At 68.6% G+C, this 26,263-nt stretch carries 22 protein-coding genes; 10 read left to right on the forward strand and 12 right to left on the reverse strand.

Going from position 1 to position 26,263, the window contains the following annotated elements:
* Positions 1-407: 407 nt before the first annotated feature.
* The 5 genes from PYR72_RS24725 to dnaA all read right to left on the reverse strand — a co-directional run bounded on the left by PYR72_RS24725 (position 408) and on the right by dnaA (position 7,400).
* Positions 408-941, reverse strand: coding sequence for a DciA family protein (locus PYR72_RS24725; RefSeq protein ID WP_275457355.1), 534 nt, complete (start codon positions 939-941; stop codon positions 408-410).
* The gene (recF, locus tag PYR72_RS24730; protein ID WP_275457356.1) at positions 938-2,062 is read right to left on the reverse strand and encodes a DNA replication/repair protein RecF; all 1,125 of its coding nucleotides are present in this window, start codon (positions 2,060-2,062) and stop codon (positions 938-940) included. Before recF ends, PYR72_RS24725 begins: the two co-directional genes overlap by 4 nt.
* 110 nt (positions 2,063-2,172) lie before the next feature.
* Positions 2,173-3,048 (reverse strand): phosphogluconate dehydrogenase (NAD(+)-dependent, decarboxylating), encoded by an 876-nt coding sequence (gene gnd / locus PYR72_RS24735; RefSeq protein WP_275457357.1) that lies wholly within the window; start codon positions 3,046-3,048, stop codon positions 2,173-2,175.
* 206 nt (positions 3,049-3,254) lie between these two features.
* Positions 3,255-4,385, reverse strand: coding sequence for a DNA polymerase III subunit beta (gene dnaN, locus PYR72_RS24740; protein WP_013002244.1), 1,131 nt, complete (start codon positions 4,383-4,385; stop codon positions 3,255-3,257).
* 990 nt (positions 4,386-5,375) lie between these two features.
* Positions 5,376-7,400 carry a chromosomal replication initiator protein DnaA gene (gene dnaA / locus PYR72_RS24745; RefSeq protein WP_275457358.1) on the reverse strand — a complete coding sequence of 675 codons (2,025 nt, stop codon included), beginning with the start codon at positions 7,398-7,400 and terminating at the stop codon, positions 5,376-5,378.
* A gap of 418 nt (positions 7,401-7,818) precedes the next feature.
* Here dnaA and rpmH point away from each other — a divergent pair, with 418 nt between their 5' ends.
* The 9 genes from rpmH (at position 7,819) to PYR72_RS24790 (ending at position 14,742) form a co-directional block, all read left to right on the forward strand.
* Positions 7,819-7,956 carry a 50S ribosomal protein L34 gene (gene rpmH, locus PYR72_RS24750; RefSeq protein WP_005482975.1) on the forward strand — a complete coding sequence of 46 codons (138 nt, stop codon included), beginning with the start codon at positions 7,819-7,821 and terminating at the stop codon, positions 7,954-7,956.
* Positions 7,957-7,977: 21 nt separating this feature from the next.
* A complete protein-coding gene (gene rnpA / locus PYR72_RS24755) occupies positions 7,978-8,349 on the forward strand; it encodes a ribonuclease P protein component (RefSeq protein ID WP_078531538.1) in 372 nt (123 codons plus the stop codon).
* The gene (gene yidD, locus PYR72_RS24760; protein ID WP_005482973.1) at positions 8,346-8,699 is read left to right on the forward strand and encodes a membrane protein insertion efficiency factor YidD; all 354 of its coding nucleotides are present in this window, start codon (positions 8,346-8,348) and stop codon (positions 8,697-8,699) included. The genes rnpA and yidD overlap by 4 nt, the downstream gene beginning before the upstream one ends.
* A 3-nt stretch (positions 8,700-8,702) precedes the next feature.
* On the forward strand, positions 8,703-9,983 hold the full coding sequence (gene yidC, locus PYR72_RS24765; RefSeq protein ID WP_275457359.1) for a membrane protein insertase YidC: 1,281 nt from the start codon (positions 8,703-8,705) through the stop codon (positions 9,981-9,983).
* A gap of 15 nt (positions 9,984-9,998) precedes the next feature.
* On the forward strand, positions 9,999-10,511 hold the full coding sequence (locus PYR72_RS24770; RefSeq protein ID WP_275457360.1) for a R3H domain-containing nucleic acid-binding protein: 513 nt from the start codon (positions 9,999-10,001) through the stop codon (positions 10,509-10,511).
* A gap of 114 nt (positions 10,512-10,625) precedes the next feature.
* On the forward strand, positions 10,626-11,342 hold the full coding sequence (gene rsmG, locus PYR72_RS24775; RefSeq protein WP_059079577.1) for a 16S rRNA (guanine(527)-N(7))-methyltransferase RsmG: 717 nt from the start codon (positions 10,626-10,628) through the stop codon (positions 11,340-11,342).
* 290 nt (positions 11,343-11,632) lie between these two features.
* Positions 11,633-12,706, forward strand: a complete 1,074-nt coding sequence (locus tag PYR72_RS24780; RefSeq protein WP_275460506.1) for a ParA family protein — start codon at positions 11,633-11,635, stop codon at positions 12,704-12,706.
* A complete protein-coding gene (locus PYR72_RS24785) occupies positions 12,703-13,800 on the forward strand; it encodes a ParB/RepB/Spo0J family partition protein (protein ID WP_275457361.1) in 1,098 nt (365 codons plus the stop codon). Before PYR72_RS24780 ends, PYR72_RS24785 begins: the two co-directional genes overlap by 4 nt.
* 324 nt (positions 13,801-14,124) lie before the next feature.
* Positions 14,125-14,742 (forward strand): GNAT family N-acetyltransferase, encoded by a 618-nt coding sequence (locus PYR72_RS24790; protein ID WP_275457362.1) that lies wholly within the window; start codon positions 14,125-14,127, stop codon positions 14,740-14,742.
* A gap of 52 nt (positions 14,743-14,794) precedes the next feature.
* Here the strand turns inward: PYR72_RS24790 and trxA are convergent, their stop codons facing one another.
* From trxA to PYR72_RS24825, 7 genes are all read right to left on the reverse strand, one after another.
* Complete coding sequence (gene trxA, locus PYR72_RS24795) at positions 14,795-15,127, reverse strand: thioredoxin (RefSeq protein WP_275457363.1); 333 nt, start codon at positions 15,125-15,127, stop codon at positions 14,795-14,797.
* A 41-nt stretch (positions 15,128-15,168) separates the two neighbouring features.
* The gene (gene trxB / locus PYR72_RS24800; RefSeq protein WP_275457364.1) at positions 15,169-16,140 is read right to left on the reverse strand and encodes a thioredoxin-disulfide reductase; all 972 of its coding nucleotides are present in this window, start codon (positions 16,138-16,140) and stop codon (positions 15,169-15,171) included.
* A 172-nt stretch (positions 16,141-16,312) separates the two neighbouring features.
* Positions 16,313-17,224, reverse strand: a complete 912-nt coding sequence (locus tag PYR72_RS24805) for a hypothetical protein (RefSeq protein WP_275457365.1) — start codon at positions 17,222-17,224, stop codon at positions 16,313-16,315.
* The gene (gene sigM, locus PYR72_RS24810) at positions 17,221-17,931 is read right to left on the reverse strand and encodes an RNA polymerase sigma factor SigM (protein ID WP_275457366.1); all 711 of its coding nucleotides are present in this window, start codon (positions 17,929-17,931) and stop codon (positions 17,221-17,223) included. Before sigM ends, PYR72_RS24805 begins: the two co-directional genes overlap by 4 nt.
* Before the next feature lie 24 nt (positions 17,932-17,955).
* Positions 17,956-19,683 carry a protein kinase family protein gene (locus PYR72_RS24815; RefSeq protein WP_275457367.1) on the reverse strand — a complete coding sequence of 576 codons (1,728 nt, stop codon included), beginning with the start codon at positions 19,681-19,683 and terminating at the stop codon, positions 17,956-17,958.
* A gap of 118 nt (positions 19,684-19,801) precedes the next feature.
* Positions 19,802-22,045, reverse strand: a complete 2,244-nt coding sequence (gene murJ / locus PYR72_RS24820) for a murein biosynthesis integral membrane protein MurJ (protein ID WP_275457368.1) — start codon at positions 22,043-22,045, stop codon at positions 19,802-19,804.
* Positions 22,046-22,092: 47 nt separating this feature from the next.
* Positions 22,093-24,498: a DUF6049 family protein gene (locus PYR72_RS24825; RefSeq protein ID WP_275457369.1), complete on the reverse strand. Its 2,406-nt coding sequence runs from the start codon at positions 24,496-24,498 to the stop codon at positions 22,093-22,095.
* A 234-nt stretch (positions 24,499-24,732) separates the two neighbouring features.
* On the opposite strand from PYR72_RS24825, the gene PYR72_RS24830 reads away from it, so the two are divergent.
* A complete protein-coding gene (locus tag PYR72_RS24830) occupies positions 24,733-26,181 on the forward strand; it encodes a CCA tRNA nucleotidyltransferase (protein ID WP_275457370.1) in 1,449 nt (482 codons plus the stop codon).
* Positions 26,182-26,263: the final 82 nt, after the last annotated feature.

The following is a 26,263-nucleotide window of genomic DNA, read 5'->3' on the forward strand; positions in this document are numbered from 1 at the left end:
TTCTGGCACAGCACAAGCCAGGCTCCCGGCGGGTTTGCCGGGCCGGCTGCGGCGTTGCGGTGGAAGCCTTTGTCTGGGGTGAACGGTGTTTCCGAAGCGATCCCCGCGAAGGGGGCGGGATTCTTCTCCAGTCTACCGGTAGCGCCGACAGTGATGGGGGTTTGCCGGTACCTGAGTCCGCATGTGCCGCCCTGAACCGGTCTCTCCCGACTCCCCATATGGGGAGCGGGGCTCCAAGAGGCTCACAGCGGCACTCAGCGCTTCCGGGTGTCAACCCTTTGCTACTCCCGGGTCACGTCCGTGTTCGCAACCGCACGCCGTGGCGTGCGGTTGAGCGCACGCCTGTGGACGGGGCCGCGCGGACCCCCCGGTGACGGGCGCGACGGCACCCGGAAATGTGACTACGGTCACCCGTAGGTATCGCCGGGACCCGTGCTTCCCGGGGCCCGCAGGGGCCCGTAGCGACGGGCGGACCCCGCGGGACCGTGCACCTTCAGCAGCCGTACGGTGCCGTGCCCCAGATCCTCGTTGAGCCGGGCGACCAGTTGCGGAGCCAGCAGCCGTACATTCGTCGCCCACGCCGTCGAGTCGCACCGCACGTGCAGAACCCGCTCGTCCTCGTCGTACCGCTCCGGCACGCACCGTCTGGCCAGGTCGTCGCCGACGATCTGCGGCCACCGGCCCATGACGCCGCCGACGGCCGCCGGGGTCTCCCAGCCCCGCTCGGTGATCAGGCGGTTGATCGCGGGGCCCAGCGGCATGGGATCGCGGCCGTCGGCACGGGCACCGGACCGCAGCCCGCCACCGCGCCTGGCCTGCTTCTTCTGCTGTGTGGCCTCACCACGCGCGCGTGCGGCCTCCTTCGCCGCGCGCAGCGCCACGCGCGCGAGGTCCACGCCGGAGGGCTCGGGAGGTGTCGGGGTCGTTCCGGATCCGCTCATACGCGCTCCACCGTCCCGTCGGACACGACGTAGCGCGCCCCTGTCAGTACGTCCGGTACGTCGTCGTCGACCGCGGCGGTCACCAGGACCTGCTCGCCGGGCGCGACCAGTTCCGCCAGCCGCTCCCGCCGGCGGCTGTCCAGTTCGGCGAAGACGTCGTCGAGGATCAGCACCGGCTCGTTCCCCTCGGCCCGCAGCAGGTCGTAGGAGGCCAGCCTGAGGGCCAGGGCGTAGGACCAGGACTCGCCGTGGGAGGCGTAGCCCTTGGCGGGCAGCTGGCCCAGCTTGAGCGTCACATCGTCGCGGTGGGGTCCCACCAGGGTGACGCCCCGCTCGATCTCCTGCTTGCGGCTCTCCGTGAGGGCCGCCGTCAGCTGCTCGTACAGCTCCTCGCGCGCGTGCCCGACCAGCCCGGGGGACGAGGGTCTGTACTCCAGGCCCACCGGGCCGCCCCCGGGTGCCAGTTGCTCGTACGCCTTGTCGGCGAGCGGCTGGATCGCGGCGACCAGGTCCAGGCGCTGGGCGAGCAGTTCGGCGCCCACGCGCGCGAGGTGCTGGTCCCACACGTCGAGCGTGGACAGGTCCATGGTGCGGCCGCCGTGCCGACGGGCCAGCGCGGCCGACTTCAGGAGCGTGTTGCGCTGCTTGAGGACCCGCTCGTAGTCGGAGCGCACACCCGCCATGCGCGGGGACCGCGCGGTGATCAGCTCGTCGAGGAAGCGCCGCCGTTCGCCGGGGTCGCCCTTGACCAGGGCGAGGTCCTCCGGCGCGAACAGCACCGTTCGCACGATGCCGAGTACGTCACGCGGTCTGACCTGCGACGACCTGTTGATGCGGGCGCGGTTCGCCTTGCCGGGGTTCAGCTCCAGCTCGACCAGTTGCTGCCGCTCGCCCTGCCGCACCTGCGCCCGGACGATCGCGCGGTCGGCGCCCATGCGGACCAGGGGAGCGTCCGACGAGACCCGGTGGCTGCCGAGGGTCGCGAGGTAGCCGACCGCCTCCACCAGGTTCGTCTTGCCCTGTCCGTTGGGCCCCACGAACGCGGTGACGCCCGGGTCGAGCGGGACCTCGACCCGGGCGTACGAGCGGAAGTCGGCCAGCGACAGATGCGTGACGTGCATGGTCGGGTGCCGACCTCCCCCAGGGTTGTGGACCGCCGTGCGGCCCTGTGGACGACTGTGTGTCGACCTCGGCGTGTTCGTCCCGCCGTCGGTCGCGCCGGTCGCGCGGGCTACTTCGTCTCGACCGCGTGGCCGCCGAACTGGTTCCGCAGCGCCGCGATCATCTTCATCTGTGGAGAGTCCTCCTGGCGCGACGCGAACCGCGCGAAGAGCGAGGCCGTGATCGCGGGCAGCGGCACGGCGTGGTCGATGGCGGCCTCCACGGTCCACCGGCCCTCGCCGGAGTCCTGCGCGTACCCCTTCAGCCGGTCCAGATGCTCGTCCTCGTCGAGTGCGTTCACCGCCAGGTCGAGCAGCCAGGAGCGGATGACCGTGCCGTCCTGCCAGGAACGGAAGACCTCGCGGACGTCCGTCACCGAGTCGGCCTTCTCCAGGAGCTCCCAGCCCTCGGCGTACGCCTGCATCATCGCGTACTCGATGCCGTTGTGGACCATCTTCGCGAAGTGCCCGGCACCGACCTTGCCGGCGTGCACCGCCCCGAGGTCGCCCTCGGGCTTCAGCGCGTCGAACACCGGCTGCACCTTGGCGACGTTCTCCGCGTCACCGCCGTACATCAGCGCGTAGCCGTTCTCCAGTCCCCAGACGCCGCCGGAGACACCGCAGTCGACGAAGCCTATGCCCTTGGCGGCCAGCTGCTCGGCGTGCTTCTCGTCGTCCGTCCACCGGGAGTTCCCGCCGTCGACGACGACGTCCCCGGGCTGCAGCAGTTCGGCCAGCTCGTCGACGGTCGACTGGGTGGCGGCACCCGCCGGGACCATCACCCACACGACCCGCGGGCCGTGGAGCTTGCCCACCAGCTCTTCCAGGCTGTGGACATCGGCGAGATCCGGGTTCCGGTCGTATCCGATGACGGTGTGGCCTGCGCGGCGGATGCGCTCGCGCATGTTCCCGCCCATCTTGCCGAGGCCGACGAGACCGAGCTCCATCAGTGGTTCCTTAGGTTGCGACGTCTGCGTGCGGGCACGTACGTACCCACCTACGAGCCTAGACCCGGACGCTCACGCACACCTGTGGGCATACCCGCTCATAAGTAGCCCCCGACCTGCGGCTTCGTACCGAGGGCCCGGTGATCCACCGGAACCCACAACCCTGTGGACACCGCCGCGGCCGAGCCGCGGCGGTGTCCGGCCGGTCAGCCGCTGAGCCGCACCGGCATGATCAGGTACTTGTAGGCCTCGTCCGCCTCGGCGTCCAGAGCCGGCTTGCCGCTGAGCAGCGCGGGCTTGGTGGACGTGGTGAACGACAGCTGGGCCACCGGGGAGTCGATGGCGCTCAGGCCGTCCAGCAGGAACGTGGGGTTGAAGGCGATCGAGATGTCGTCGCCCTCCAGCTGCGCGTCGACCCTTTCCACAGCCTGTGCGTCGTCGCTGGAGCCGGCCTCCAGGATCAGCACGCCCTGCTCGAAGCTGAGCCGCACCGGGGTGTTCCGCTCGGCGACCAGGGCCACGCGCTTGACGGCCTCGACGAAGGGCGCGGTCTCGATGACGGCCACGCTGTTGAACTCGGTCGGGAACAGGGTGCGGTACTTCGGGAGGTCGCCCTCCAGCAGCCGCGTGGTCGTACGGCGGCCCGCGCCCTCGAAACCGATCAGCCCTTCGCCCGAGCCCGATCCGGAGAGCGCCAGGATGACGCTGTCGCCGCTCGTGAGGGCCTTGGCGGTGTCCAGGAGCGTCTTGGCGGGCACCAGGGCGACCGCGGACGCCTCGGGGTTCTCCGGCTTCCACAGGAACTCGCGGACCGCGAAGCGGTAGCGGTCGGTGGAGGCCAGCGTGACCGTGTCGCCCTCGATCTCGATGCGCACACCGGTGAGGACGGGCAGCGTGTCGTCGCGCCCGGCGGCGATGGCAACCTGGGCGGCGGCGGAGGCGAAGACCTCGCCGGGGACGGTGCCCGTGGCGTTCGGCATCTGCGGCAGGGACGGGTACTCCTCCACAGGCAGTGTGTGGAGGGTGAACCGCGAGGAGCCGCAGACCACCGTGGCCCGTACACCGTCTGTGGAGATCTCCACCGGCCGGTTGGGCAGGGCGCGGCAGATGTCGGCGAGCAGCCGGCCGGAGACGAGCACCGTGCCTTCCTCGTCGACCTCCGCCTCCACGGAGACCCGGGCGGAGACCTCGTAGTCGAAGCTGGAGAGGCTCAGCTGGCCTTCCTCGGCCTTCAGAAGGAGGCCGGCGAGGACAGGCGCCGGCGGCCGTGCCGGGAGGCTGCGCGCCGCCCAGGCCACGGCCTCCGCGAGTACGTCGCGTTCCACCCGGATCTTCACTGTTGCCGCCTCCTGCTGCTGCCGGCGCTTCTCGCCCTGCCTGGCTTCGTCGTCTGTCTCGGTGTCGGTGGTCCCTGTGACGGGAAGGACACCGGGGACCAGTCTGACGCACACCACTGACACTCGGAGCCTCTCGGGGTCAAGTCGTGACGAGGCGCGGTCGGGCAGCCAGGAGCGAGTTGTGCACAGGACCCACTTCGAAACGGATTCCCAGCTCTCTCTAGTTGGGAGTAGTAGTAGGGCCTGTGGAAACCGTGGATAACCCCGTTTTCGCAGCTCAGGAGGCAAATTTTGTCCACCGGGCCTGTGGGCGGAGGCGGTGGACAACCGGGGGTCTCTGTGGAGAACGGAAAGTTCTGCACACACCGTGCACAGCCCGGGGCTACTTCTCCCCAGCGGCGTCCCCAGGTTTACCCGTCTTTCCCACAGCCCAACCAGGCAACTTCGTGTGACGCCTTTCACTCGACACAGTGAGGAGGCGCGTTGGCTTGCCGAACAGTGGACAGGCATGTGGAGAAGCCGTCGATCACTGGGGACAACCGGGCGTGACCTGTGGGCCGTCGGTGGACAACCTCGTCCACAGTCTGTGGATCACCGCTTCGTCCACAGCCTGTGGAGATCTTTCGTCCACGAATCCACAGGGGACTGACCTGGCCTGATGATCCCTCAGCAAGCGTCCCTGTGGACACGATCTGCATAACTTCCCGGTCCCCAGGGTGTGGACGGAAGAAAGTCCCCGAATCTGTGGAGGGAGGCCGTAACCCGGCTGGTATTCGAACACCTGATGTCGGCTTGGCGACGCCCGAAGCCGGCTCCACGGCGTCCGAAGGCCGGCGCGACGACGTCTGAAGCCGCCTCGACGGCGTCCGAAGGCCGGCGCGACGGCGACCGAAGCAGGCCCGACGACGCCCGAAGGCCGGCTCGAGAACGCCGAAGGCGCCCTCGGGAACACGTCCCGGGGCGCCTTCGGCGGCGTACGACGGCCCTTCGTCAGCCGTTCTTGATGCGGTTCGTCAGCTCCGTCACCTGGTTGTAGATGGAGCGCCGCTCGGCCATGAGCGCGCGGATCTTGCGGTCGGCGTGCATGACGGTGGTGTGGTCACGGTTGCCGAACTGCGCGCCGATCTTGGGCAGCGACAGGTCGGTCAGCTCCCGGCACAGGTACATGGCGATCTGCCGGGCGGTCACCAGGGCGCGACCGCGCGAGGTGCCGCAGAGGTCCTCGACCGTGAGGCCGAAGTAGTCGGCCGTCGCACCCATGATCGCGGTGGCCGTGATCTCGGGGGACGCGTTCTCGCCGCCGGGGATCAGGTCCTTGAGGACGATCTCGGTCAGACCGAGGTCCACCGGCTGCCGGTTGAGCGACGCGAACGCCGTCACCCGGATCAGCGCGCCCTCCAGCTCGCGGATGTTGCGCGAGATGCGGGAGGCGATGAACTCCAGGACCTCCGGCGGGGCGTTGAGCTGCTCCTGCACCGCCTTCTTGCGCAGGATCGCGATCCGCGTCTCCAGCTCGGGCGGCTGGACGTCGGTGATCAGGCCCCACTCGAAACGGTTCCGCAGCCGGTCCTCCAGCGTCACCAGCTGCTTCGGCGGCCGGTCGCTGGAGAGCACGATCTGCTTGTTCGCGTTGTGGAGCGTGTTGAAGGTGTGGAAGAACTCCTCCTGCGTCGACTCCTTGTCCGCCAGGAACTGGATGTCGTCCACGAGCAGGATGTCCATCTCCCGGTACCGCTTGCGGAAGCTGTCGCCCTTGCCGTCGCGGATGGAGTTGATGAACTCGTTGGTGAACTCCTCCGAGCTGACGTACCGCACGCGCGTGCCCGGATAGAGGCTGCGCGCGTAGTGCCCGATCGCGTGCAGCAGGTGCGTCTTGCCGAGTCCGGACTCCCCGTAGATGAAGAGGGGGTTGTACGCCTTGGCGGGAGCCTCGGCGACGGCCACCGCGGCCGCGTGCGCGAAACGGTTCGAGGCGCCGATGACGAAGGTGTCGAAGAGGTACTTCGGGTTCAGGCGTGCCGTCGGCTCACCCGGGCCGGACGCCGGCGCCGGCTGCGCCGCCAGCGGGCCGGGCGCGCTGCTCGCCGGCCCGCCCCGGTGCACGTGTCCGGAGCCCGGCGGCGGCTCGGGAAGCTCGCGCCGGTCCTGGCGCGGATAGTCGGAGTCGGCACCCGGCCGGTCGTAGTCGCCGCGGTGCTGGTCGTACTCGGAACGCTGCTGGTCGTAGGGCGACCGGTCCCTCGACTGCGAGCGGTAGTCCGACGACGGCGAGGCGTAGGGATCCCGCTCCGGGAAACCGAGCCGCTGCTGCTGCCAGCCGTAGTCGTCCTGCGAGGGCCGCGGCCAGGCGCCCGGTTCGGGCCGCTGGTACTCGGACGGATACGCGGGGCGCGCGGTCGGAAGCTGGTCCGAGCGGCCGGCGGGGTGTTCCGAGCGAGGCGGCGGCAACTGCTCACCGGCCCCGCCGCCCAGCTGCTCGCCGCGTCCCGGGCCGCGGTCCTCGGCCCGGTGACGGCCGTATCCGTCGTAGGGGTCGCGGGCCTGGCCGTCGTATCCGTTCTGGGGCTCGTACGTGTTGTTGTTCTCGTAGGCGTTCTGGTTCTCGTACCCACCGCGCGCGTCGCGTCCCTGCCCGTCGTACGGGGCTCTGCCGTCGTAGCCGTCCCGGCTCTGGGCCGGGACGGAGGGCAGCTCCGGCTCCTCGAAACGGTGCTGGACCGGCGGGGGCGGCGGCTCGCCGACGGAGCTGTCCACGGTGATCGCGATACGGATCGGGCGGCCGCACTCCCGGCTCAGGGTCTCGCTGACGATCGGCGCGAGACGACCCTCCAGTACGCCCTTGGCGAACTCGTTCGGAACGGCGAGCAGAGCCGTGTCCGCGACCAGTGCCAGAGGCTGGCAGCGCTTGATCCAGCGCTCGTCCTTCACCTCGACGCCTTGACCGTGGCCCTCACCGAGGAGCTTCTCCAGTACGCGTGGCCACACTGCGGCAAGATCGGCAGGTACGTCAGCCACAGGGCACGCTCTCTCACAGGTCCCACGAACGTGTGGTTCTGGGACAGGTCGGTTTCGGAACTCGGGTGGGGCACTCGGAACGCGGGCTGGTGGGCGGGTCGGGCCCCGGCAGCCAAAGGAAAAGGAACGAATCGGAGTTCAGTCACGGTAGTCACGGCGACGGGTACGGTTCAAGTTGTTGTCCCCAGGCTGTGGACAGTGTCTCTCTGTGACCTCCGGTTTGACCGGATGGCGTAGCCGCGCGTACCGTAACCAGGTCGAGTTGTCGATGGCTGCTGCCGCCTGCCTCCGATGGGCACAGATCGCGTCAGGTGATCGGACAGCGGTGCACTCGGGCGTTTATACGAGCTACTCGTGGGCGCACGGTGACAGCCAGGACGGCACCCGCCAAACACCGATTTCTTTCTGGAGCCCCCGAGTGAGCAAGCGCACCTTCCAGCCGAACAACCGTCGTCGCGCGAAGACCCACGGCTTCCGCCTGCGGATGCGTACCCGTGCCGGTCGCGCGATTCTCGCGAACCGTCGCAGCAAGGGTCGCGCCAGCCTGTCCGCCTGATCCTGATCAGGTCATGACGTCGTGCTGCCTACCGAGCATCGGCTGAGGCGGCGCGAGGACTTCGCGACCGCGGTACGACGAGGACGCCGCGCAGGCCGCCCACTCCTCGTCGTTCACCTACGTAGCGGTGCCACGGACCCGCACGCGCCTGGGGAGAGCGCTCCCCCGACGCGTGCGGGTTTCGTCGTGAGCAAAGCCGTCGGTGGCTCGGTCGTCCGTAACAAGGTGAAGCGCAGGCTTCGCCATCTGATGCGCGATCGAGTCGCCCTGTTGCCCCCCGGTAGCCTGGTAGTAGTACGAGCGCTGCCCGGAGCGGGTGACGCCGACCACGTACAACTGGCCCAAGACCTGGATGCCGCCCTGGGGCGGCTGCTGGGAGGGGGCGCACGATGAAGTACCCGCTGCTGGCGCTGATCAAGCTGTACCAGTGGACGATCAGTCCGCTGCTCGGGCCGGTGTGCAAGTACTACCCGTCGTGCTCCCACTACGGCTACACGGCCATCGACCGGCACGGTGCGATCAAGGGAACGGCACTCACCGCCTGGCGCATCCTGCGGTGCAATCCGTGGTCGCTCGGCGGTGTGGACCATGTCCCGCCGCGCAAGCGCCCACGGTGGCACGAGATGGTGCGTGGCACGTGGCGTGCACGCAAGGGCGGGTCCTCCGCCGCCGAACCGGCCACCGAAGGGCACGTTCCTTCGAGCCCGGCCGCCGAGAGCCCGTCCCATGCCCAAGGAGCATGATTAGTGGACACGATTGCCAGCCTCTTCAGCTTCATCACGACACCTGTCTCCTGGGTCATCGTCCAGTTCCACAAGGTGTACGGCGCCGTCTTCGGCCCGGACACCGGATGGGCCTGGGGCCTGTCCATCGTGTCCCTGGTGATCCTCATCCGTATCTGCCTGATCCCGCTCTTCGTGAAGCAGATCAAGGCGACCCGGGCGATGCAGACGCTGCAGCCCGAGATGAAGAAGATCCAGGAGCGCTACAAGAACGACAAGCAGCGCCAGTCCGAAGAGATGATGAAGCTGTACAAGGAGACGGGTACCAACCCGCTCTCCTCGTGCCTTCCCATCCTGGCGCAGTCCCCGTTCTTCTTCGCCCTGTACCACGTGCTCAACAGCATCGCGAACAACGACACCATCGGTGTCATCAACCAGAGCCTGCTGGAGAGCGCGCAGAAGGCGCACATCTTCGGAGCCCCGCTCGCGGCGAAGTTCACCGACAGCACCGCCGACGTCGTCGCGCTCGACGCCTCGCTGACCACGGTCCGTATCGTCACCGCGGTCATGATCGTCCTGATGTCCGCGTCGCAGTTCTACACGCAGCGTCAGCTGATGACGAAGAACGTCGACACCACGGTGAAGACGCCGTTCATGCAGCAGCAGAAGATGCTGATGTACGTCTTCCCCGTCATGTTCGCGGTCTTCGGCATCAACTTCCCGGTCGGTGTCCTCGTCTACTGGCTGACCACCAACGTGTGGACCATGGGCCAGCAGATGTACGTCATCCACAACAACCCGACCCCGGGTTCCAAGGCGCAGGCCGCCTACCTGGAGCGTCTCTTCAAGCACGTCACGCGGCACGGCAAGACCCGCAACCGCCGCGAGCGCGCCATCGTCAAGGCCATTGTCGTCAAGGGCCGCGACCGCAACGAGCACGAGCGGAAGTTCATCACCGGCCTGGGCAAGGAGGGCCTCGCGGCCCAGAGCGACGGCACGGTGATCAAGAGCGAGGTCGCCGTCGCCACGGCCGAGGACGGCACGCCGACCCCCGGTACGCCCAAGCGCCAGCAGCCCAAGCGCCAGAGCAAGGCACAGCGTCAGTCCGGCGGCGCGAGGAGCGTCGACGACGACGAGCCGAAGAACGAGCCCACGTCGCTGAGCAAGTCCGACCAGCCGGAGGACGCCAAGCCGACGGCTGCGGCCGGCAAGGCCGCGGCCAAGCCCGGCACCGGTGGGCGCAGCAAGGCCCAGTCCGGTCAGCGCAAGGGTCAGCAGCGCCCCAAGTCCCCGTCCAAGAAGTAAGAAGGAGTTCCTCCCGTGACGGAAGGCACCACCTCCACCGCCTCCGAGGGTGGCGACACCCTGACCCGCCTGGAGCAGGAGGGTGAGATCGCGGCGGACTACCTGGAAGGTCTGCTGGACATCGCAGACCTCGACGGCGACATCGACATGGACGTCGAGGCCGACCGTGCCTCTGTCTCGATCATCAGCGACTCCGGTGGCCGCGACCTGAACAAGCTCGTCGGCCGCGAGGGTGAGGTGCTCGAGGCGCTCCAGGAGCTGACGCGCCTGGCCGTGCACCGCGAGACCGGTGACCGCAGCCGCCTGATGCTGGACATCGCGGGTTACCGCGCCCAGAAGCGCGCCGAGCTCTCCGAGCTGGGCGCCAAGGCGGCCGCCGAGGCCAAGAGCAGCGGCGAGCCCGTGAAGCTGAAGCCGATGACGCCGTTCGAGCGCAAGGTCGTGCACGACGCGGTCAAGTCGGCCGGCCTGCGCAGCGAGTCCGAGGGCGAGGAGCCGCAGCGCTTCGTCGTCGTGCTGCCCGCCTGATTCGGTACGTAGTTTCTCCGGCCCCGTCTGCCCGCAGGCGGGGCCGAACTTTGTCAGCCTGTTGTTCTGATGTCAGCGCCCAGTGCGCTCTTGCTGTACGGAAGGACGGTCCCCGTGACGGAGTCAGCGGAGCTCCCCCCTGCGCCCGAGCAGGCACGCGACGTATTCGGTGATCGCTACGCGGACGCGGTCCGGTACGCCGAGCTGCTGGCCGAGGCGGGCGTGCAGCGAGGGCTCATCGGCCCGCGTGAGGTGCCCCGCCTGTGGGAGAGGCATCTGCTGAACTGCGCGGTGCTCTCCGAGGTCGTCCCCGAGGGCGTCACGGTGTGCGATGTCGGGTCCGGCGCCGGTCTTCCCGGTATTCCGCTGGCCCTCGTCCGGCAGGACCTGAAGATCACGCTGCTGGAGCCGCTGCTGAGGCGCACGAACTTCCTGACCGAGGTCGTCGAGCTCCTGGGCCTCGACCATGTGACCGTCGTCCGCGGCCGGGCCGAGGAGGTCCTCGGGACCCTGCAGCCCGTCCACGTGGTGACGGCCCGGGCAGTGGCCCCGCTGGACCGACTGGCCGCCTGGGGCATTCCTCTGCTGCGCCCCTATGGAGAGATGCTCGCCCTCAAGGGAGACACCGCTGAGGAGGAGCTGAAGAGCGCGGCCTCGGCTCTCAGCAAGCTCGGCGCGGTGGAGACCTCGGTCCTTCACGTCGGCGAGGGCGTGGTCGATCCCCTGTCCACGGTCGTCCGGGTCGAGGTCGGGGAGAGCCCGGGTGGCGTGCGCTTTGCCGCGAAGAGGGCCAAGGCGGCCCGGACGGGTCGCGCCCGCCGACGCCGCTAGATGCTGGCCCCGGGCCGTCGCTGATCCGTCCTGGCGACGCGCCCCTACTCCACACAAGCTGCCAAACCCCCGCGTTCCGGAGTGTCGCGTCAGCGTGGCCTGTGTCGCTGGGCATCGTGTTTCACGTGAAACGTCGCTCATTGCTGCACGGCATCATCAGCCGTGGCCGCGCCGCGGCCGAACCGCGCGACCGGAAGCCTCTCGGGTCACTCGGAGAGGTAACGGAGTTTTCCACAGAGGTGGAATTCTCCACAGAAGACCAGGCCTCACTGGTTCACGACCCCGAAGGCATGGGAGGCTCTGTTCATTGCGAGCCTGAAGTCGAGGAGAGTGAATCCTTGCGGTCCGACGCCAACATCGCGGGACCGATGACCGATCCGGTCCCCGGTCCCCGTACCGAGTCGATGGGGGACGATGTTTCACGTGAAACACCGCCCCCGATGGACGACACTCCCATCGGTCGTGCTGCCCAGCTGGCGGTAGAGGCTCTGGGCCGGGCCGGCGAAGGTCTGCCCCGGCCCGAGCAGACCAGGGTCATGGTCGTCGCCAACCAGAAGGGCGGGGTGGGCAAGACCACGACGACGGTCAACCTCGCCGCTTCGCTGGCTCTGCACGGCGCCCGTGTCCTGGTGATCGACCTCGACCCACAGGGCAACGCGTCCACCGCGCTGGGGATCGACCATCACGCCGAGGTGCCCTCCATCTACGACGTGCTGATCGACAGCAAGCCCCTGGCGGAAGTCGTCCAGCCCGTTGCCGACGTAGAGGGTCTCTTCTGCGCTCCCGCCACGATCGATCTCGCCGGTGCGGAGATCGAGCTGGTGTCCCTCGTGGCACGAGAGAGTCGGCTGCAACGAGCGATTCAGGCGTACGAGCAGCCCTTGGACTACATCCTCATCGACTGCCCGCCCTCGCTCGGCCTGCTGACGGTGAACGCGATGGTCGCCGGCCAGGAGGTACTCATCCCGATCCAGTGCGAGTACTACGCGCTGGAGGGCCTGGGCCAGCTGCTCCGCAACGTCGACCTGGTACGGGGGCACCTCAACCCCATTCTTCATGTGTCGACCATCCTGCTCACCATGTACGACGGCCGGACGCGACTGGCGTCCCAGGTCGCCGACGAGGTGCGCACCCACTTCGGCGAGGAGGTGCTGCGGACGAGCATTCCCCGCTCGGTCCGTATCTCCGAGGCGCCGAGCTACGGGCAGACGGTGCTGACCTACGATCCAGGATCGAGCGGTGCCCTCTCCTATCTTGAGGCGGCACGAGAAATCGCACTGAAGGGCGTGGGCGTGGGGTACGACCCGACGCAGGTCCATATCGGTGCTCAGAACAATCCGAGTGTGGTGGAGGGCGTCCAGTGAGTGATCGACGGAGGGGGTTGGGCCGTGGTCTCGCCGCACTGATCCCAGCGGCGGCGACAGGAGAGAAGGATTCTCCCGCGGCGGGAGCGTCCGCACCCGCGCCATCGGCGGTGCCATCTGTCTTCACCCCGGAGCGTGGGGTGGGGGCCTCGAAGGTGGCCACCCTCCCGCCTGTTTCACGTGAAACAGAGGAAGCGTCTTCGAACGGTGCGACGGAGCTGCCGGCCGCTCCCGTCGGCGCCTACTTCGCCGAGCTGCCTCTCGACTCCATCACCCCGAACCCGCGTCAGCCACGCGAGGTGTTCGACGAGGACCTTCTTCAGGAGCTCGTCACCTCCATCAAGGAGGTCGGTCTTCTCCAGCCCATCGTGGTTCGTCAGGTGGGTCCGGCCCGCTACGAGCTGATCATGGGCGAACGGCGCTGGCGTGCCTGCCATGAGGCACAGCTGGAAGCGATTCCGGCGATCGTGCGGGCGACGGACGACGAGAAGCTGCTTCTGGACGCGCTTCTGGAGAACCTCCACCGTGCCCAGCTGAACCCGCTGGAAGAAGCGTTCGCCTACGACCAGTTGCTGAAGGACTTCAACTGCACGCACGATCAGCTGGCGGACCGTATCGGGCGGTCCCGCCCGCAGGTCTCCAACACGCTGCGTCTGCTGAAGCTCTCGCCGGCGGTCCAGCGTCGCGTGGCCGCCGGTGTTCTCTCCGCGGGGCACGCCCGGGCACTGCTCTCTGTCGAGGACTCGGAGGAGCAGGACAAGCTGGCTCACCGGATCGTGGCCGAGGGACTCTCGGTCCGAGCCGTGGAAGAGATCGTCACCCTCATGGGATCGCATCCGAAGGCATCCACGCGGTCCAAGGGCCCTCGTGCCGGCTCGGTGCCCTCTCCGGCGCTGGGTGAACTCGCGACCCGCCTCTCGGATCGTTTCGAGACCCGGGTGAAGATCGACCTTGGCCAGAAGAAGGGCAAGATCACTGTGGAGTTCGCCTCCACGGAGGACCTTGAGCGGATTCTGAGCACGCTCGCCCCGGGCGAGAAGCTGGCACTGCAGAAGAGCCTGCTGGACGACGACACGGAGGAGACGGAGGCCTGAGTCTCCTGAGGGATGGGCCCGCCTTCGGCCCGTCGACCGCCTGAGCGGGCTGCGTCCGATGTATACCGGACACAGCCCGCTCTTTGCTTTGAGGCGGTATCGAGGCAATCACATCGTGGATACGATGCGTTCGGGTAGGGCGCATCGACTGGCGGGTCTTCTGTGGAGAGGCGGAGCCATGCGAACCGTGAGCCGTTCCGGGCTGGTGACGGCAGGTCTGGGACTGGGGGCGGTCGGCGGATTCATCGGCAGTCTGCTCCGGGAGCGGAGCGCTCTGACAGCCGCTCGCGGCGCTGCGGGCGAAGGAAGCGAGGAACAGCCTTCATGGGGCGTCGGCTCGTACCGCTCACGCTGGACAACCTTCAGGACATTCCCAAGCGCTGTCGCTCGTGTGTCTTCTGGGAACTCGACCCAGTCAGCGGCGAGGCCGCGGTAAGAGCAGGCACTCCCGCTCTGGAGAAAGAGGCGTGGATCTCCGCCGTCCTGCTGGACTGGGGATCGTGCGGCCGGGTCGTCTACGTGGACGAGGTACCGGTGGGGTTCGTGCTGTACGCGCCTCCGGCCTATGTGCCCCGAGCGCTGGCGTTCCCCACAAGTCCGGTGTCACCGGACGCGGTTCAGTTGATGACCGCCTCCATCACACAGGGCTATCAGGGCCAGGGGCTCGGCCGTGTGATGGTGCAGACGGTCGCCAAGGATCTCCTGCGGCGGGGCTTCAAGGCGATCGAGGCCTTCGGAGACGCCCGTTGGAAGGAGCCCGCGTGTGTCCTCCCCGCTGATCACCTGACGGCGGTCGGCTTCAAGACGGTTCGCCCGCACCCCACTTATCCGCGCCTGCGGCTGGAGCTGAGGACGACGCTCTCCTGGAAGGAGGACGTCGAGCTGGCCCTGGACCGGCTTCTGGGTGCCGTGCAGAAGGAGCCGGCGTTGCGACCGCTGTAAAACGAAGAGGCCGACCCGCTCGGGTCGGCCTCTTCATGTTTCACGTGAAACATCACTCGGCGATGAAGTCCTCGAGATCGCGCACGATCGCTGCCTTGGGCTTGGCACCGACGATCGTCTTGGCGACCTCGCCGGCCTGGTAGACGTTCAGCGTCGGGATGGACATGACGCCGTACTTGGCAGCCGTGGCCGGGTTCTCGTCGATGTTGAGCTTGACGATCTCGATCTTGTCGCCGTACTCCTGGGCGATCGCTTCGAGGGAGGGCGCGATCTGGCGGCACGGGCCGCACCAGGCGGCCCAGAAGTCCACCAGGACGGGCTTGTCGCTCTTGAGGACATCCTGCTCGAAGGAGTCGTCGGTCACGTTCTTCAGAGTGCCGGCCACTGAGGGCTCCTAACTGGTTGGTGCGGTGGGGCGGACGGGGGTCAGACGGTGGTCTTCTCGGGCTCGGCGGCCTGGTCGCCGTCTGCGAGGGCCGCGAGGTACCGCTCGGCGTCGAGGGCCGCGGCACAGCCGGTGCCGGCCGCGGTGATCGCCTGGCGGTACGTGTGGTCGACGACGTCACCAGCGCCGAAGACGCCGGTCAGGTTCGTCCGGGTGGACGGGGAGGCCACCTTGAGATAGCCCTCGTCGTCCAGATCGAGCTGACCCTTGAAGAGTTCCGTGCGCGGGTCGTGGCCGATCGCGATGAACAGGCCCGTCACCGGCAGCTCGGACGTCTCGCCCGTCTTGAGGTTGCGCAGCTTCAGCCCGGCGAGCTTCTGGCCGCCCTGGATCTCGGCGACCTCGCTGTCCCACACGAAGGAGATCTTCGGGTCGGCGATCGCGCGATCCTGCATCGCCTTGGAGGCGCGGAGCGTGTCCCGGCGGTGCACGACGGTCACGGACTTGGCGAACCGGGAGAGGAAGGTGGCCTCTTCCATCGCCGTGTCCCCGCCGCCGATCACGGCGATGTCCTGGTCCTTGAAGAAGAACCCGTCACAGGTGGCACACCAGGAGACACCGCGGCCGGAGAGCGCGTCCTCGTTGGGCAGCCCGAGCTTGCGGTGCTGGGAGCCCGTGGTGACGATGACGGCCTTGGCGCGGTGCACGGTGCCGCCCGTGTCCGTGACGGTCTTGATCTCGCCGCTGAGGTCCACGGCCACGATGTCGTCCGGAATGAGCTCGGCACCGAATCGTTCGGCCTGGCCACGCATGTTGTCCATGAGGTCGGGACCCATGATGCCGTCCCGGAAGCCGGGGAAGTTCTCCACCTCGGTGGTGTTCATCAGCGCGCCGCCTGCGGTGACGGCGCCCTCGAACACCAGCGGCTTCAGCGACGCGCGCGCGGTGTAGAGCGCCGCCGTGTAGCCGGCGGGCCCGGAGCCGATGATGATCACGTTACGGACGTCGCTCACGGCTTGATTCCTCGTCTCTGGAGACTGCTGCGTACCTGCCGGTGGGAGCTGCTCTCGGAACTCTCACCCCACCCAACGGATCCTAAGGGGCGCGCATTCCCACTGTGTCCGGGCACACGGAGACAGCGCACCGCACAGGGAGCCTGAAGAGACACAACGCCCGAGGCAGTCCTCAGGAGCGAGGGTAGGACTGCTTCAAGAGAACGTCACCGGCGGATTCCGTGGCCTTGTCGACACAGGAGGCGTCGACGACATAGGCGGTGACGCGTGAGTCGTCGGTACGGTCGGGCAGCAGCACCAGATAGGCGTCGTCTCCCCGGTAGGTACCGGGCTCGGTGGCGATCACACCGGTGACGTCACCGATGCCTTGGGCGATACAGCCGGGGACCTCGGCCTTGAGGACGGTGTTCCTGCTCCTGTCGGGCGCCGTCGCGGTTCCGAAGGACTCCTTGCTGGGCGAGCGCTTGGTCCCGTTGCTGTTCTCACCCAGGAGCGCCTGGACCCGCTTCTCCAGCTTCACGCCGGAGAAGGTCGTGGAGGCCGCTGTCGCAGTCTCCGGCCCGGGACCCTCGTTCTCACCGCCCGACTGGACGAGGACTGCCCCGAAGCCCAGGGCCGCGATCGCGAAGACAGCGCCGATGACGGTCGTACGACGCTTGGAGCGCCTCTTGCCGGTGCGTCCGGGGCCGGTGGACGCGCGTGGACGACCGGCAGGCCGATCCACCGCCGACGATGTTTCACGTGAAACATGCGCGGTGTCCTCCTCCCGTGTCGTGCGGGGGACCTCGATGGAAGCAGGCTCCGTGGCTGTCTCCTCCCCCTGGGCCCCGGCGTTCAGAAGAGCCTCGGCGGCCAGGGCCGCGTCGATCCGCCCCGCCACGTCGTCAGGCATACGGGGAGGACCCGGCAGGGTGCCGAGGAGACCACGGATCTCTTCCAGCGAGTCATAGACATCGGCGCAGAGGGAGCACTCGTCCAGATGCTGCCGTAGGTGAGTCGTCCGTGACGCGGGGAGCAGACCTTCGCTGAGGTCGGAGATCTCCGCGACATCGGGATGTCCGGCCGTGTCGGTCGTGGATGTCACGCTCGCCCACCTCCGCCCTTCACAGCAGCTGAATCGCTTGGCCCTGCATCATGTGGTCCTGCTGCGGGTGGGACGGATGTCCCCTGCGTCCGGTTCCTTCCGCGCCCCGACTTTTTGCCGCCGCTCTCACCATCCGCACGCAGATGGGTCAGCAGCGGCAGGAGTCTGGCTCTGCCTCGGGCGCAACGGCTCTTCACCGTGCCGGTGGGCACGTCGAGGATGCGCGCGGCCTCAGCGACCGGGTAGCCCTGCATGTCCACCAGCACGAGCGCCGCCCGCTGATCCTGCGGCAGGGTGCCCAGAGCTTCCAGCAGCTGGCGGTGCAGATCATTGCGCTCGGCCGGGGCGGAAGCGGACTCGTGCGGCTCCAGGAGCTGCTCCAGGCGCTCGGTGTCGTCGACGGGCGACGTCTTGCGCGAGGCGGCCTTGCGGGCCCGGTCCAGGCAGGCGTTCACCGTGATGCGGTGCAGCCAGGTCGTGACGGCCGCCTGGCCACGATAGGTGTGGGCGGCCCGATAGGCGGACACCAGCGCGTCCTGGACGGCGTCGGCGGCCTCCTCACGGTCGCCCAGCGTCCGCAGGGCCACCGCCCACAACCGGTCCCGGTGCCGTCGCACGAGCTCACCGAAGGCGTCGGGGTCGCCCTCCACGTGCCGGGCCAGGAGATCCTGATCGCTTACGTCGCTGTGATCAGCGCTGTGCGCCATCGGACCCCCTCCCTCAGTGAGCTCTCAGCCCGTGAACTTCACGTCGGTGATCGCCTGCTTGTAACCGGACCCGCTGAACTGGTCACGGTTCGCGTAGGGCACATCCGTGAGCCAGACGAGAACGTACCGGGTCTTCACCGCCTTCTTGGCGGAGATCTTCAGGTCCGTGCCACTGGTCCTGTTCGTGGCGATCTTCGTCATGGAGCTGAGGGGGGCGGACGACGACAGGGAGTCGGCCGCGTACAGCGTGGCCGTCGTGTGGTCGCCGGTGTAGTACAGCCCTATCGAGGCGGCTGACACCTCCTTGACCGAGCCCAGGTCGTAGACGATGCCGACGCCCTGCTTGAACGGCGCCAGCGTGGGGCCGTCGTTGTAGGAGTACGTCCGCCAGTACGTCGACGAGCTGTTGTCGTACGTCAGCCTCGCGTCGTTTGCGTGCTGCGGCTTGCCGTCCGGGTAGTACTCCGCGGCGCCCTTGATGCTGAGCGTGGTGACGGGCTTGGCCTTGTCGGTGCCCTTGTCGTTGCCGTCGGTCGTCTGGCTGGTGTCCGGTTCGCCGGACTGGCCGCTCCTGTTCATGAGGGCGTCGGCCAGCTGCCAGCTGCCGAGTCCGAGCGCGGCGATCAGCAGCGCCGAGACGGCCCACTTCAGAGCCTTGCCGGTTCGGCTCTGCAACGGCGGCGGCGGGGTCTGGATCGGCTGGGTGAGACCCGGGTGCGGGGCCGGCCGGCCGTAGCTCCCCTGCTGGTACGTCGTGTGCTGGTAGTCGGGCGGCGCGGTGAACGCGGGCTCCGGCGGGCGGATGCGCGGCATCTCCCCGACCGCCTTCACCAGTTCCTCCGGCGTCGTGCACGGAGTCTCGTGACGGGAGGCGGTGGCGCCGTCGTTGACGAGGGCGCGCATGGAAAGCTCCGACAGCCCCCTGTGGACGCCCGCACGGACCTGGTCGGGCGCGATGAGCCCGACGCCCTTGGGGAGCCCGGAGAGGCCGTGCGCGTCGTTCTCGTACGGCCAGCGCTGGGTGAGGGCGGCGTACAGCAGCGCGCCGATCGCCTCCGTGTCCGTCCGCTGCGGGGTGTCCGAGCTGATGCCGCGCAGCGCGGCGTTCACCGCGAGACCGCGGATGCGCCACTGCCCGGAGGCGGAACGCAGCACGGCGCTCGGGTTGAGCCGCAGGTGTGCGAGGCCCTCGCGGTGTGCGGCGGCCATGGCGTGCGAGACCTGCGTGACCATCTGGTACGCGTCGTGCGGCTCCAGCGGCCCGGAAGCCAGCAGCGCCGTCAACTCCGTGGCGTCGGGCAGCCATTCGTGCACCACGTAGACGAGGTCGTTCTCCTCGACGGCGTCGAGGACCTGGACGAAGCGGGGGTCTCCCAGCAACGCCGAGGACCGGGCCGCCGCCAGCACCGAGCGGGCGCGCGTGTGGTCGGCGGGCAGTACGTGCACGCCTACCGCGCGACGCAGTTTCTCGTCCACGGCACGCCAACTGCTGAAACCGTCCAGACGGGTGACGCACTCCTCCAGGCGGTATCGCCTGGCGAGTTTGTGGCCGCTGTGCAGTTCGGGCGGTGTCGTCTGCGAAGGGTTGCCGGTATCGCCGTGTCCCTGTGCCTCTTCGCTCGCCGAGCTCTCCGTGTCCCGCTCCCGGTTCTGGGCCTCCCCGTCGGCCGTGGACTGGTCCGCTTGTGCGGTCAGCGGCTCGTCGCCGCTGTTGTCTGCCACGTCGACGGCAGCCGTGCTCCGTTCCGCCACCGTCGTTCCTGCCTCCCCATCCGTTGAGCGCTCTGACACGCCAAAGCCAATTGTGCCCACAGTCCGCCGCTATGAGCGACACGCGGCGGCGGACGATGGTTGTGCGCGTACCCCGACCTCAGCGCCCCAGCCGTCCGCGGACCATGCCGACCATCGAGTTGAGCTCTTCGATGCGCATGCGTCGCGCGGCCACGTAGAAGACGCCGAGCAAGACGATTCCTCCCCCTGCGAGCGCGAGCATCGAGCCGCCGACGCCCTGTCCCAGGGTCCGGCTGATGCCGTAGCAGGCGGCTCCACTGAGCAGTGCCGCGGGCAGCGAGGCGATGGACAGCCGCGCGTACGTCCGCATGACCCTGGATCCGTCCAGATCGCCACCCAGCCGCTTCTTGAGCCGACGCCAGGCGATTCCGACACCGATCATGTAGGCCAGACCGTACGAGGCCGCCATACCGACCACGGCCCAACGCGCCGGGATCACGAAGAAGCAGACCGCGGAGGCGCTCGCGTTGACGGCTGCCACGATGACCGTGTTGTAGAACGGGGTCCGGGTGTCCTCGTACGCGTAGAAGGCGCGCAGGACCACGTATTGCACGGAGTACGGGATCAGGCCGAGCCCGAAGGCCATCAGCATGAAGCCCATGTTCGTGGCCGCGCCGGTGCCGGAGGGGCCGAAGATCAGCGTGCACATCGGGATGCCGAGTGCGAGGAAGCCGAAGGCGATCGGCACGATGGCGACCGCGGTGGTTCGCAGGCCCTGCGAGATGTCGTCCCGGACGGCGCCCGTGTCGTCCTCGGCGGCCGAGCGGGAGATGCGCGGCAGGAGGGCGGCCATGAGCGAGACGGTGATGATGGCCTGGGGCAGGCCCCAGATGAGCTGGGCGTTGGCGTAGGCGCTGAAACCGGTTCCGGCGATCTTCGTCTCGCTGACTGCCGCGGTCGCCAACTGGGTGACCACGAGGGCGCCCGCCTGGTTCGCCAGGACGAACAGGATCGTCCACTTGGCGAGCATCGCGGCCTTGCCGAGGCCGTGGCCCTTCCAGTCGAAGCGCAGCCGCATCCGGAACCCCGTCTCCCGCAGGTACGGGATCATCGCCAGGGCTTGGACCACGAGGCCCAGGAGGATGCCGATACCGAGCAGGCGCTCGCCCTCTGGCGGGATGTTCTCGACCGCCATGTGGGAATTCTTCGCGCTGCCGTAGACCCAGAGGAACGCGGCGAGGGTGACGATGATGACGATGTTGTTGAGGACCGGGGTCCACATCATCGCGCCGAAGCGGCCGCGCGCGTTGAGGATCTGCCCCATCACCACGTGGATGCCCATGAAGAAGATCGAGGGCAGGAAGTACCGGGTGAAGGTGACAGCCACGTCATTGGCTGCGGGGTCGGTGGCGAGGGGGGTCGACAGCGCGCGTACGAGCAGGGGTGCGCCGAGCATGGCGAGTGCGGTGAGGAGGCCCAGGATCACCATGACCAGGGTCAGCAGCCTGTTGGCGTACGCCTCACCGCCGTCCTCGTCGTCCTTCATGGCTCGGACGAGCTGAGGTACGAAGACGGAGTTGAGGCCACCGCCGACGGTCAGGATGTAGATCATCGTCGGCAGCTGGTAGGCGACCTGGAACGACTCACCGAGAAGAGACAGACCGAGGGCCGAGACGATCATCGCCGACCGGATGAACCCGGTGAGGCGCGACACCATGGTGCCCGCCGCCATCACGGCGCTCGACTTCAGCAGGCCCGACGCCCGCCCGCCCTTCTTCGGCGCAGGCGCCGGTGCAGATGCGGGCGTGGGCGTCGGAGCGGGCTCCTGGTACGCAGGACGGCCGGGGCCCGGGCCCGGGCCGGGCGAGGGGGCGGGGGCCGGTCCGGGCACGGAAGGCTGGCCCACGGGCGTGGGGCCGCTCTGCTGCTGGTCGCGGAAGAGATGCGCGAACGCGTCCGGCTCGTGGCGCTCCTCGCCGGCCTGGCTCACCAGGTCGTCCACGCCGACGAACTGCGTCGTACGGGCATCGTCGCCGTACGGCAGATGCCGGGTCGGTCCTTCGGGCTCGGGAGCCGGTGTCTGGGCCCACACGCGCGGGTCGGGCGCGTACTGCGGTGACGACGGCTGCGCGTAGAGAGGCTGCTGCGGCTGATACGTACCGGGAGCGGGCGGGGGGTGTGCGGCACGGTCGTAGAGCGCCTCGGCCACCGGATCCTGGGCGGAGAGATCACGCGCGCGGTAGGGGTCCTGGTCGTAGGCGTCCTTGAGGTACATGTCCGCGGGAGGCTGCGGCGGCACCTGGCCCGGCCCGGGCAGCGGGCCGTCGGGATACCCCGAATCGGCCGCGCCCTGGCCGCGGTCACCGTCGTACGGCGCGTTCATGCTTACCCCACCTCATCGTCCCCGGGCCAACCGGCCACGACAATCGCTCAACGGTCCACTCTCTCACCCGTGCCGGACGGGTCGGCGCTTTCCGGAGCGGTGTCCGGTGCCGGGTCACTCGCGTGCTCCGGCTCATCCGTCCCGGACTTCGCCGGGGAATCCTCCTCGGCAGTGTGTACGACTGAGGTCGCTTCGGTGTTCGCTTCCTCGTCCGTCGGAGCCTCTTCGGGCGCCTCGTCGTCCGTCGGGGCTTCCTCCCCCTCCAGCCGGGCGGCCGCACGCTTGCGCTGTGTGTACATCCGGAAGCCGGCGAGGACCAGGAGCAGGACACCACCGGCGATGACCAGCATGACCGCGGGCGTGATCTCGGTGACGTTCACCGTGAATCTGACCTCGTCACCATACTTCTCGCCGTCCGCCGTGTAGAGCTGGGCCACGACGTCGGCCTTGCCGTTGACCTCGGCGTTGGTGGTGAACTTCACGGACTCGCTGTGGCCGCCGGAGATGTCGACCGACTGCTCCCCGGAGGCCTTGTCACCGATCTTCAGGCGCTTCGGTGCCAACGACTCGAGGCGCAGTGTCAGGTCGACGCTTTGCACGAGGTTGTTCTGCACGGTCACGGGGATCGTGGCGCTGCGGCCGGAGAGCTTCGTCTCCGACTTCTCGATCAGCCGGACCTGGCCGGTGAGCGAGTTGAGGTAGGACTGCACGTCGTTGCGGTAGACGGCCGCGTCCATGGAGCGGCCCCGCCAGGACGTGGACATCTCCCGGTCCATGGTCCTGCCGAACGGCGTCACCACACGGGACTGGTCGGTGAGGATCACCTTGAAGCGGTCGAGGTCGGCCTGAGTGCCCTGGATCTCCTCGAACGCCGACTTGGGCAGGGCCTGCTTCCGCAGCGACCGGGGGTAGGCCGAGGCGGACGGAATCCTGGTGCTGGCGCGCGGGTCGGGCTTCGCCGCGGCGGCCTCGGACAGTTCCTGGGGCTGTGACCAGTTGCCCCCTTGGAGTGCCGTCAGAGCCTGGGCCATCGTCTGGGCCTGGCTCGCCGACGGCATCCGCTGGGGGGTGATCACGATGCTGCGCTGCTTGTTGTTCTGGAGGTCGGTCACCAGGCTCTGGGCCAGGAACCTCTGCACCGCCAGCGTCGAACTCTCGGCCTTCGTCATGTCGCCCTGGAAGGCTGTCGACAGCCGGGCGTCCGCGACCACCGCCGTGGTGCCGCCACCGATGGGCCGGGCCGCGTTGGGCGTGTAGGAGAGGCCGCTGCTCTCCTGGAGGCTGTCGCTGCGGGCGATCACCTTGTCGGCACCGCCGGAGATGGCGACCTTGACGATCGACGGGTCGACCGCGCCGTTGACCGGCCAGGCGAAGTCCGTCTCCGGCACCACCCGGAGGATGTTCTCGACTGTGTCCGCGGCCACATCGGTGGCGCCCTTCAGTCGGCTCAGGGAGCCGGCGACCGTCCTGCCGTTGTGGGCCAGCGCGGCCAGATCGGGATCGGCGAAGGGGAGAGCGACCACCTCCTCGCCCTGGACCGCGGTCTCCAGCTCCGCCAGCCAGGCCTTGGCGGCGGCCTGGTTCCTGCCGGCGACGGTGGTGCCTTCGCTCCGGACCCGGTAGTTCCCCGTCATCGCCACCACCGACGCCAGGAGATCCGGATCGATCACCCAGGTGATGTCCAGGTCCTTGCCCAGCGTCAGCATCTGCTCCAGGCGTCCGCCCGCCGAGATCTCCTTGGCGAGGTCGTCGTTCAGGAAGACGGGCGTCTGCTGCTCACCGGGGCCCGTCTCGGCCGTCAGATGGGTGGTGGAGATCAGCGGCCAGAGGTACGTCGTCTTCGTCCTGGTGCCGGCCTCGTCCGGCTGCCACGGCAGGAACGTGCGCTGGATGCCGAGAACCTGGTCGTACTGAGCGGACGCGGTCCGGCCCGAGACCGAGACGCCCAGCTGATAGACGCCGTCCGCACCGAGATCGAGTTCCTTGACGGGCACCGAGAGGGTGAAGGGCTGGGCCACACCGGAGGCGAGTGCGGGGAACTTCTCCTCGTACTTCCCGCCGACCTCCGTGCCGTCGGTGAACTGGTCGAAGCCACTGCGCCTGGCCGCGTCGTCGATGGCCGAGCGGCCCGTCACGGCCTCCGGTGCCACCCGCAGGCCCACGTGGGCGTCCGTGACCGTCTGCTTGCCCTTGTTGGTGACCGTGCCGGAGACGGTGACGGTGTCGCCGTCGGTGGGCACACTGGGGCTGAGCGAGTCGACGGAGACCTCGACGGTTCTCGATCCCGTGGCCTCCGTCAGGGAGACCTTCGGCGACGCCTGCGCGGACGGGGCCGCGGGCACCTGGAACAGGCCGGCGAGCAGGGGCGCCCCGGCGAACAGCGCTCCGGTGCGCAGCAGCCACCGGCGGGCAGGTGAGGGACTGGTCCCCTGGAAGTCTGCCGCCTCGGCCACGCGCTCGCCCGTCCCTCGTCGTCGTCAGTGGTCGTCGGAATGTGCGTCCACGCATGGTAACGATGCGCGCTGAGGGGAAGTGCCGCGGTCCGCTCCACAAGATCGTGCCCAAGGCCGGGCTGTCCGTGTATGTGCACGTATCGGTCGGGTCGGTGCACGGTGCACCTGAGCGTTGCCTTGCGCACGTTCAATGGAGGCGACCGCGGCCACCGGCGCCACGTACCCTTTTCTGTTGTGCCGAACGCCAACGAAGACATCAGTGCCCTGAGCCAGGTGCAGCGCCGCGCGGTGAGTGAACTGCTGCGGGTGTCCCCCGTCGCCGACGACCTCGCACGCCGTTTCCAACAGGCGGGATTCTCGCTCGCCCTGGTCGGGGGCTCGGTCAGGGACGCGCTGCTCGGCCGCCTCGGCAACGACCTGGACTTCACCACGGACGCTCGCCCCGAGGACGTGCTGAAGATCGTGCGTCCCTGGGCGGACGCCCTCTGGGAGGTCGGGATCGCCTTCGGCACGGTGGGCGCGCAGAAGGACGGCTACCAGATCGAGGTCACCACGTACCGCTCCGAGGCGTACGACCGGACCTCGCGCAAGCCCGAGGTGTCCTACGGCGACTCGATCGAGGAAGACCTCGTGCGCCGGGACTTCACCGTGAACGCGATGGCGGTGGCTCTTCCCGAGAAGGAGTTCATCGACCCCCATGGCGGGCTCGAGGACCTCTCGGCACGCGTGCTGCGTACTCCCGGCACCCCCGAGGACTCCTTCTCCGACGACCCGCTGCGCATGATGCGGGCCGCGCGTTTCGCCGCCCAGCTGGGCTTCGAGGTAGCCCCCGAGGTCGTCTCGGCCATGACGGCCATGGCCGGGCGTCTCGAGATCGTCTCGACGGAACGGGTGCGGGACGAGCTGAACAAACTGATCCTCTCCGCTCACCCCCGTGAGGGCCTGAGCCTGCTGGTCGAGACGGGCCTCGCCGAGCATGTGCTGCCCGAGCTGCCGGCGCTGCGACTGGAACGGGACGAGCACCATCGGCACAAGGACGTCTACGACCACACGCTGATCGTCCTGGAGCAGGCGATCGCGCTCGAGGACGCCGGACCGGACCTCACTCTGCGGCTCGCCGCCCTGCTGCACGACATCGGCAAACCCCGTACCCGCCGGTTCGAGCAGGACGGCCGGGTCTCCTTCCACCACCACGAGGTGGTCGGCGCCAAGATGACCAAGAAGCGCATGACCGCCCTCAAGTACTCCAACGAACTCGTCAGGGACGTCTCGCGTCTGGTCGAACTCCACCTGCGCTTCCACGGGTACGGCATGGGTGAATGGACGGACTCCGCCGTCCGTCGCTATGTACGCGACGCCGGCCCGCTGCTGGACCGGCTCCACAAGCTGACCCGTTCCGACTGCACGACACGGAACAAGCGCAAGGCGAACGCTCTGTCCCGCGCGTACGACGGTCTGGAGGAGCGGATCGCCCAGCTCCAGGAGCAGGAGGAACTGGACGCCATCCGCCCGGACCTCGACGGCAACCAGATCATGGAGATCCTGGGTGTCGGGCCCGGACCGGCGATCGGGCAGGCCTACAAGTTCCTGCTGGAGCTGCGCCTGGAGAACGGACCGATGCCGCACGACGAGGCCGTGACGGCGCTCAAGGAGTGGTGGGCTCGGACAGCAGAGGTTTCCTGACGACGGCTTGTCCGTGATCAGAGTGCGGGCAACGGCGCGGTGCGATGTTTCACGTGAAACATCGCACCGCGCCGCTGTTTCT

Source organism: Streptomyces sp. VNUA24 (assembly GCF_029167005.1).
In the GTDB taxonomy this organism is placed as follows: domain Bacteria; phylum Actinomycetota; class Actinomycetes; order Streptomycetales; family Streptomycetaceae; genus Streptomyces; species Streptomyces scabiei.

What these genes read in the sequence shown, in the direction of transcription:
- gnd (WP_275457357.1), bottom strand. Translation starts at nt 3,048, where the DNA reads ATGGAGCTCGGTCTCGTCGGCCTCGGCAAGATGGGCGGGAACATGCGC.
- recF (WP_275457356.1), bottom strand. Translation starts at nt 2,062, where the DNA reads ATGCACGTCACGCATCTGTCGCTGGCCGACTTCCGCTCGTACGCCCGG.
- PYR72_RS24780 (WP_275460506.1), top strand. Translation starts at nt 11,633, where the DNA reads ATGGGAGGCTCTGTTCATTGCGAGCCTGAAGTCGAGGAGAGTGAATCC.
- yidD (WP_005482973.1), top strand. Translation starts at nt 8,346, where the DNA reads ATGAAGTACCCGCTGCTGGCGCTGATCAAGCTGTACCAGTGGACGATC.
- PYR72_RS24725 (WP_275457355.1), bottom strand. Translation starts at nt 941, where the DNA reads ATGAGCGGATCCGGAACGACCCCGACACCTCCCGAGCCCTCCGGCGTG.
- sigM (WP_275457366.1), bottom strand. Translation starts at nt 17,931, where the DNA reads ATGGCGCACAGCGCTGATCACAGCGACGTAAGCGATCAGGATCTCCTG.
- murJ (WP_275457368.1), bottom strand. Translation starts at nt 22,045, where the DNA reads ATGAACGCGCCGTACGACGGTGACCGCGGCCAGGGCGCGGCCGATTCG.
- PYR72_RS24790 (WP_275457362.1), top strand. Translation starts at nt 14,125, where the DNA reads ATGGGGCGTCGGCTCGTACCGCTCACGCTGGACAACCTTCAGGACATT.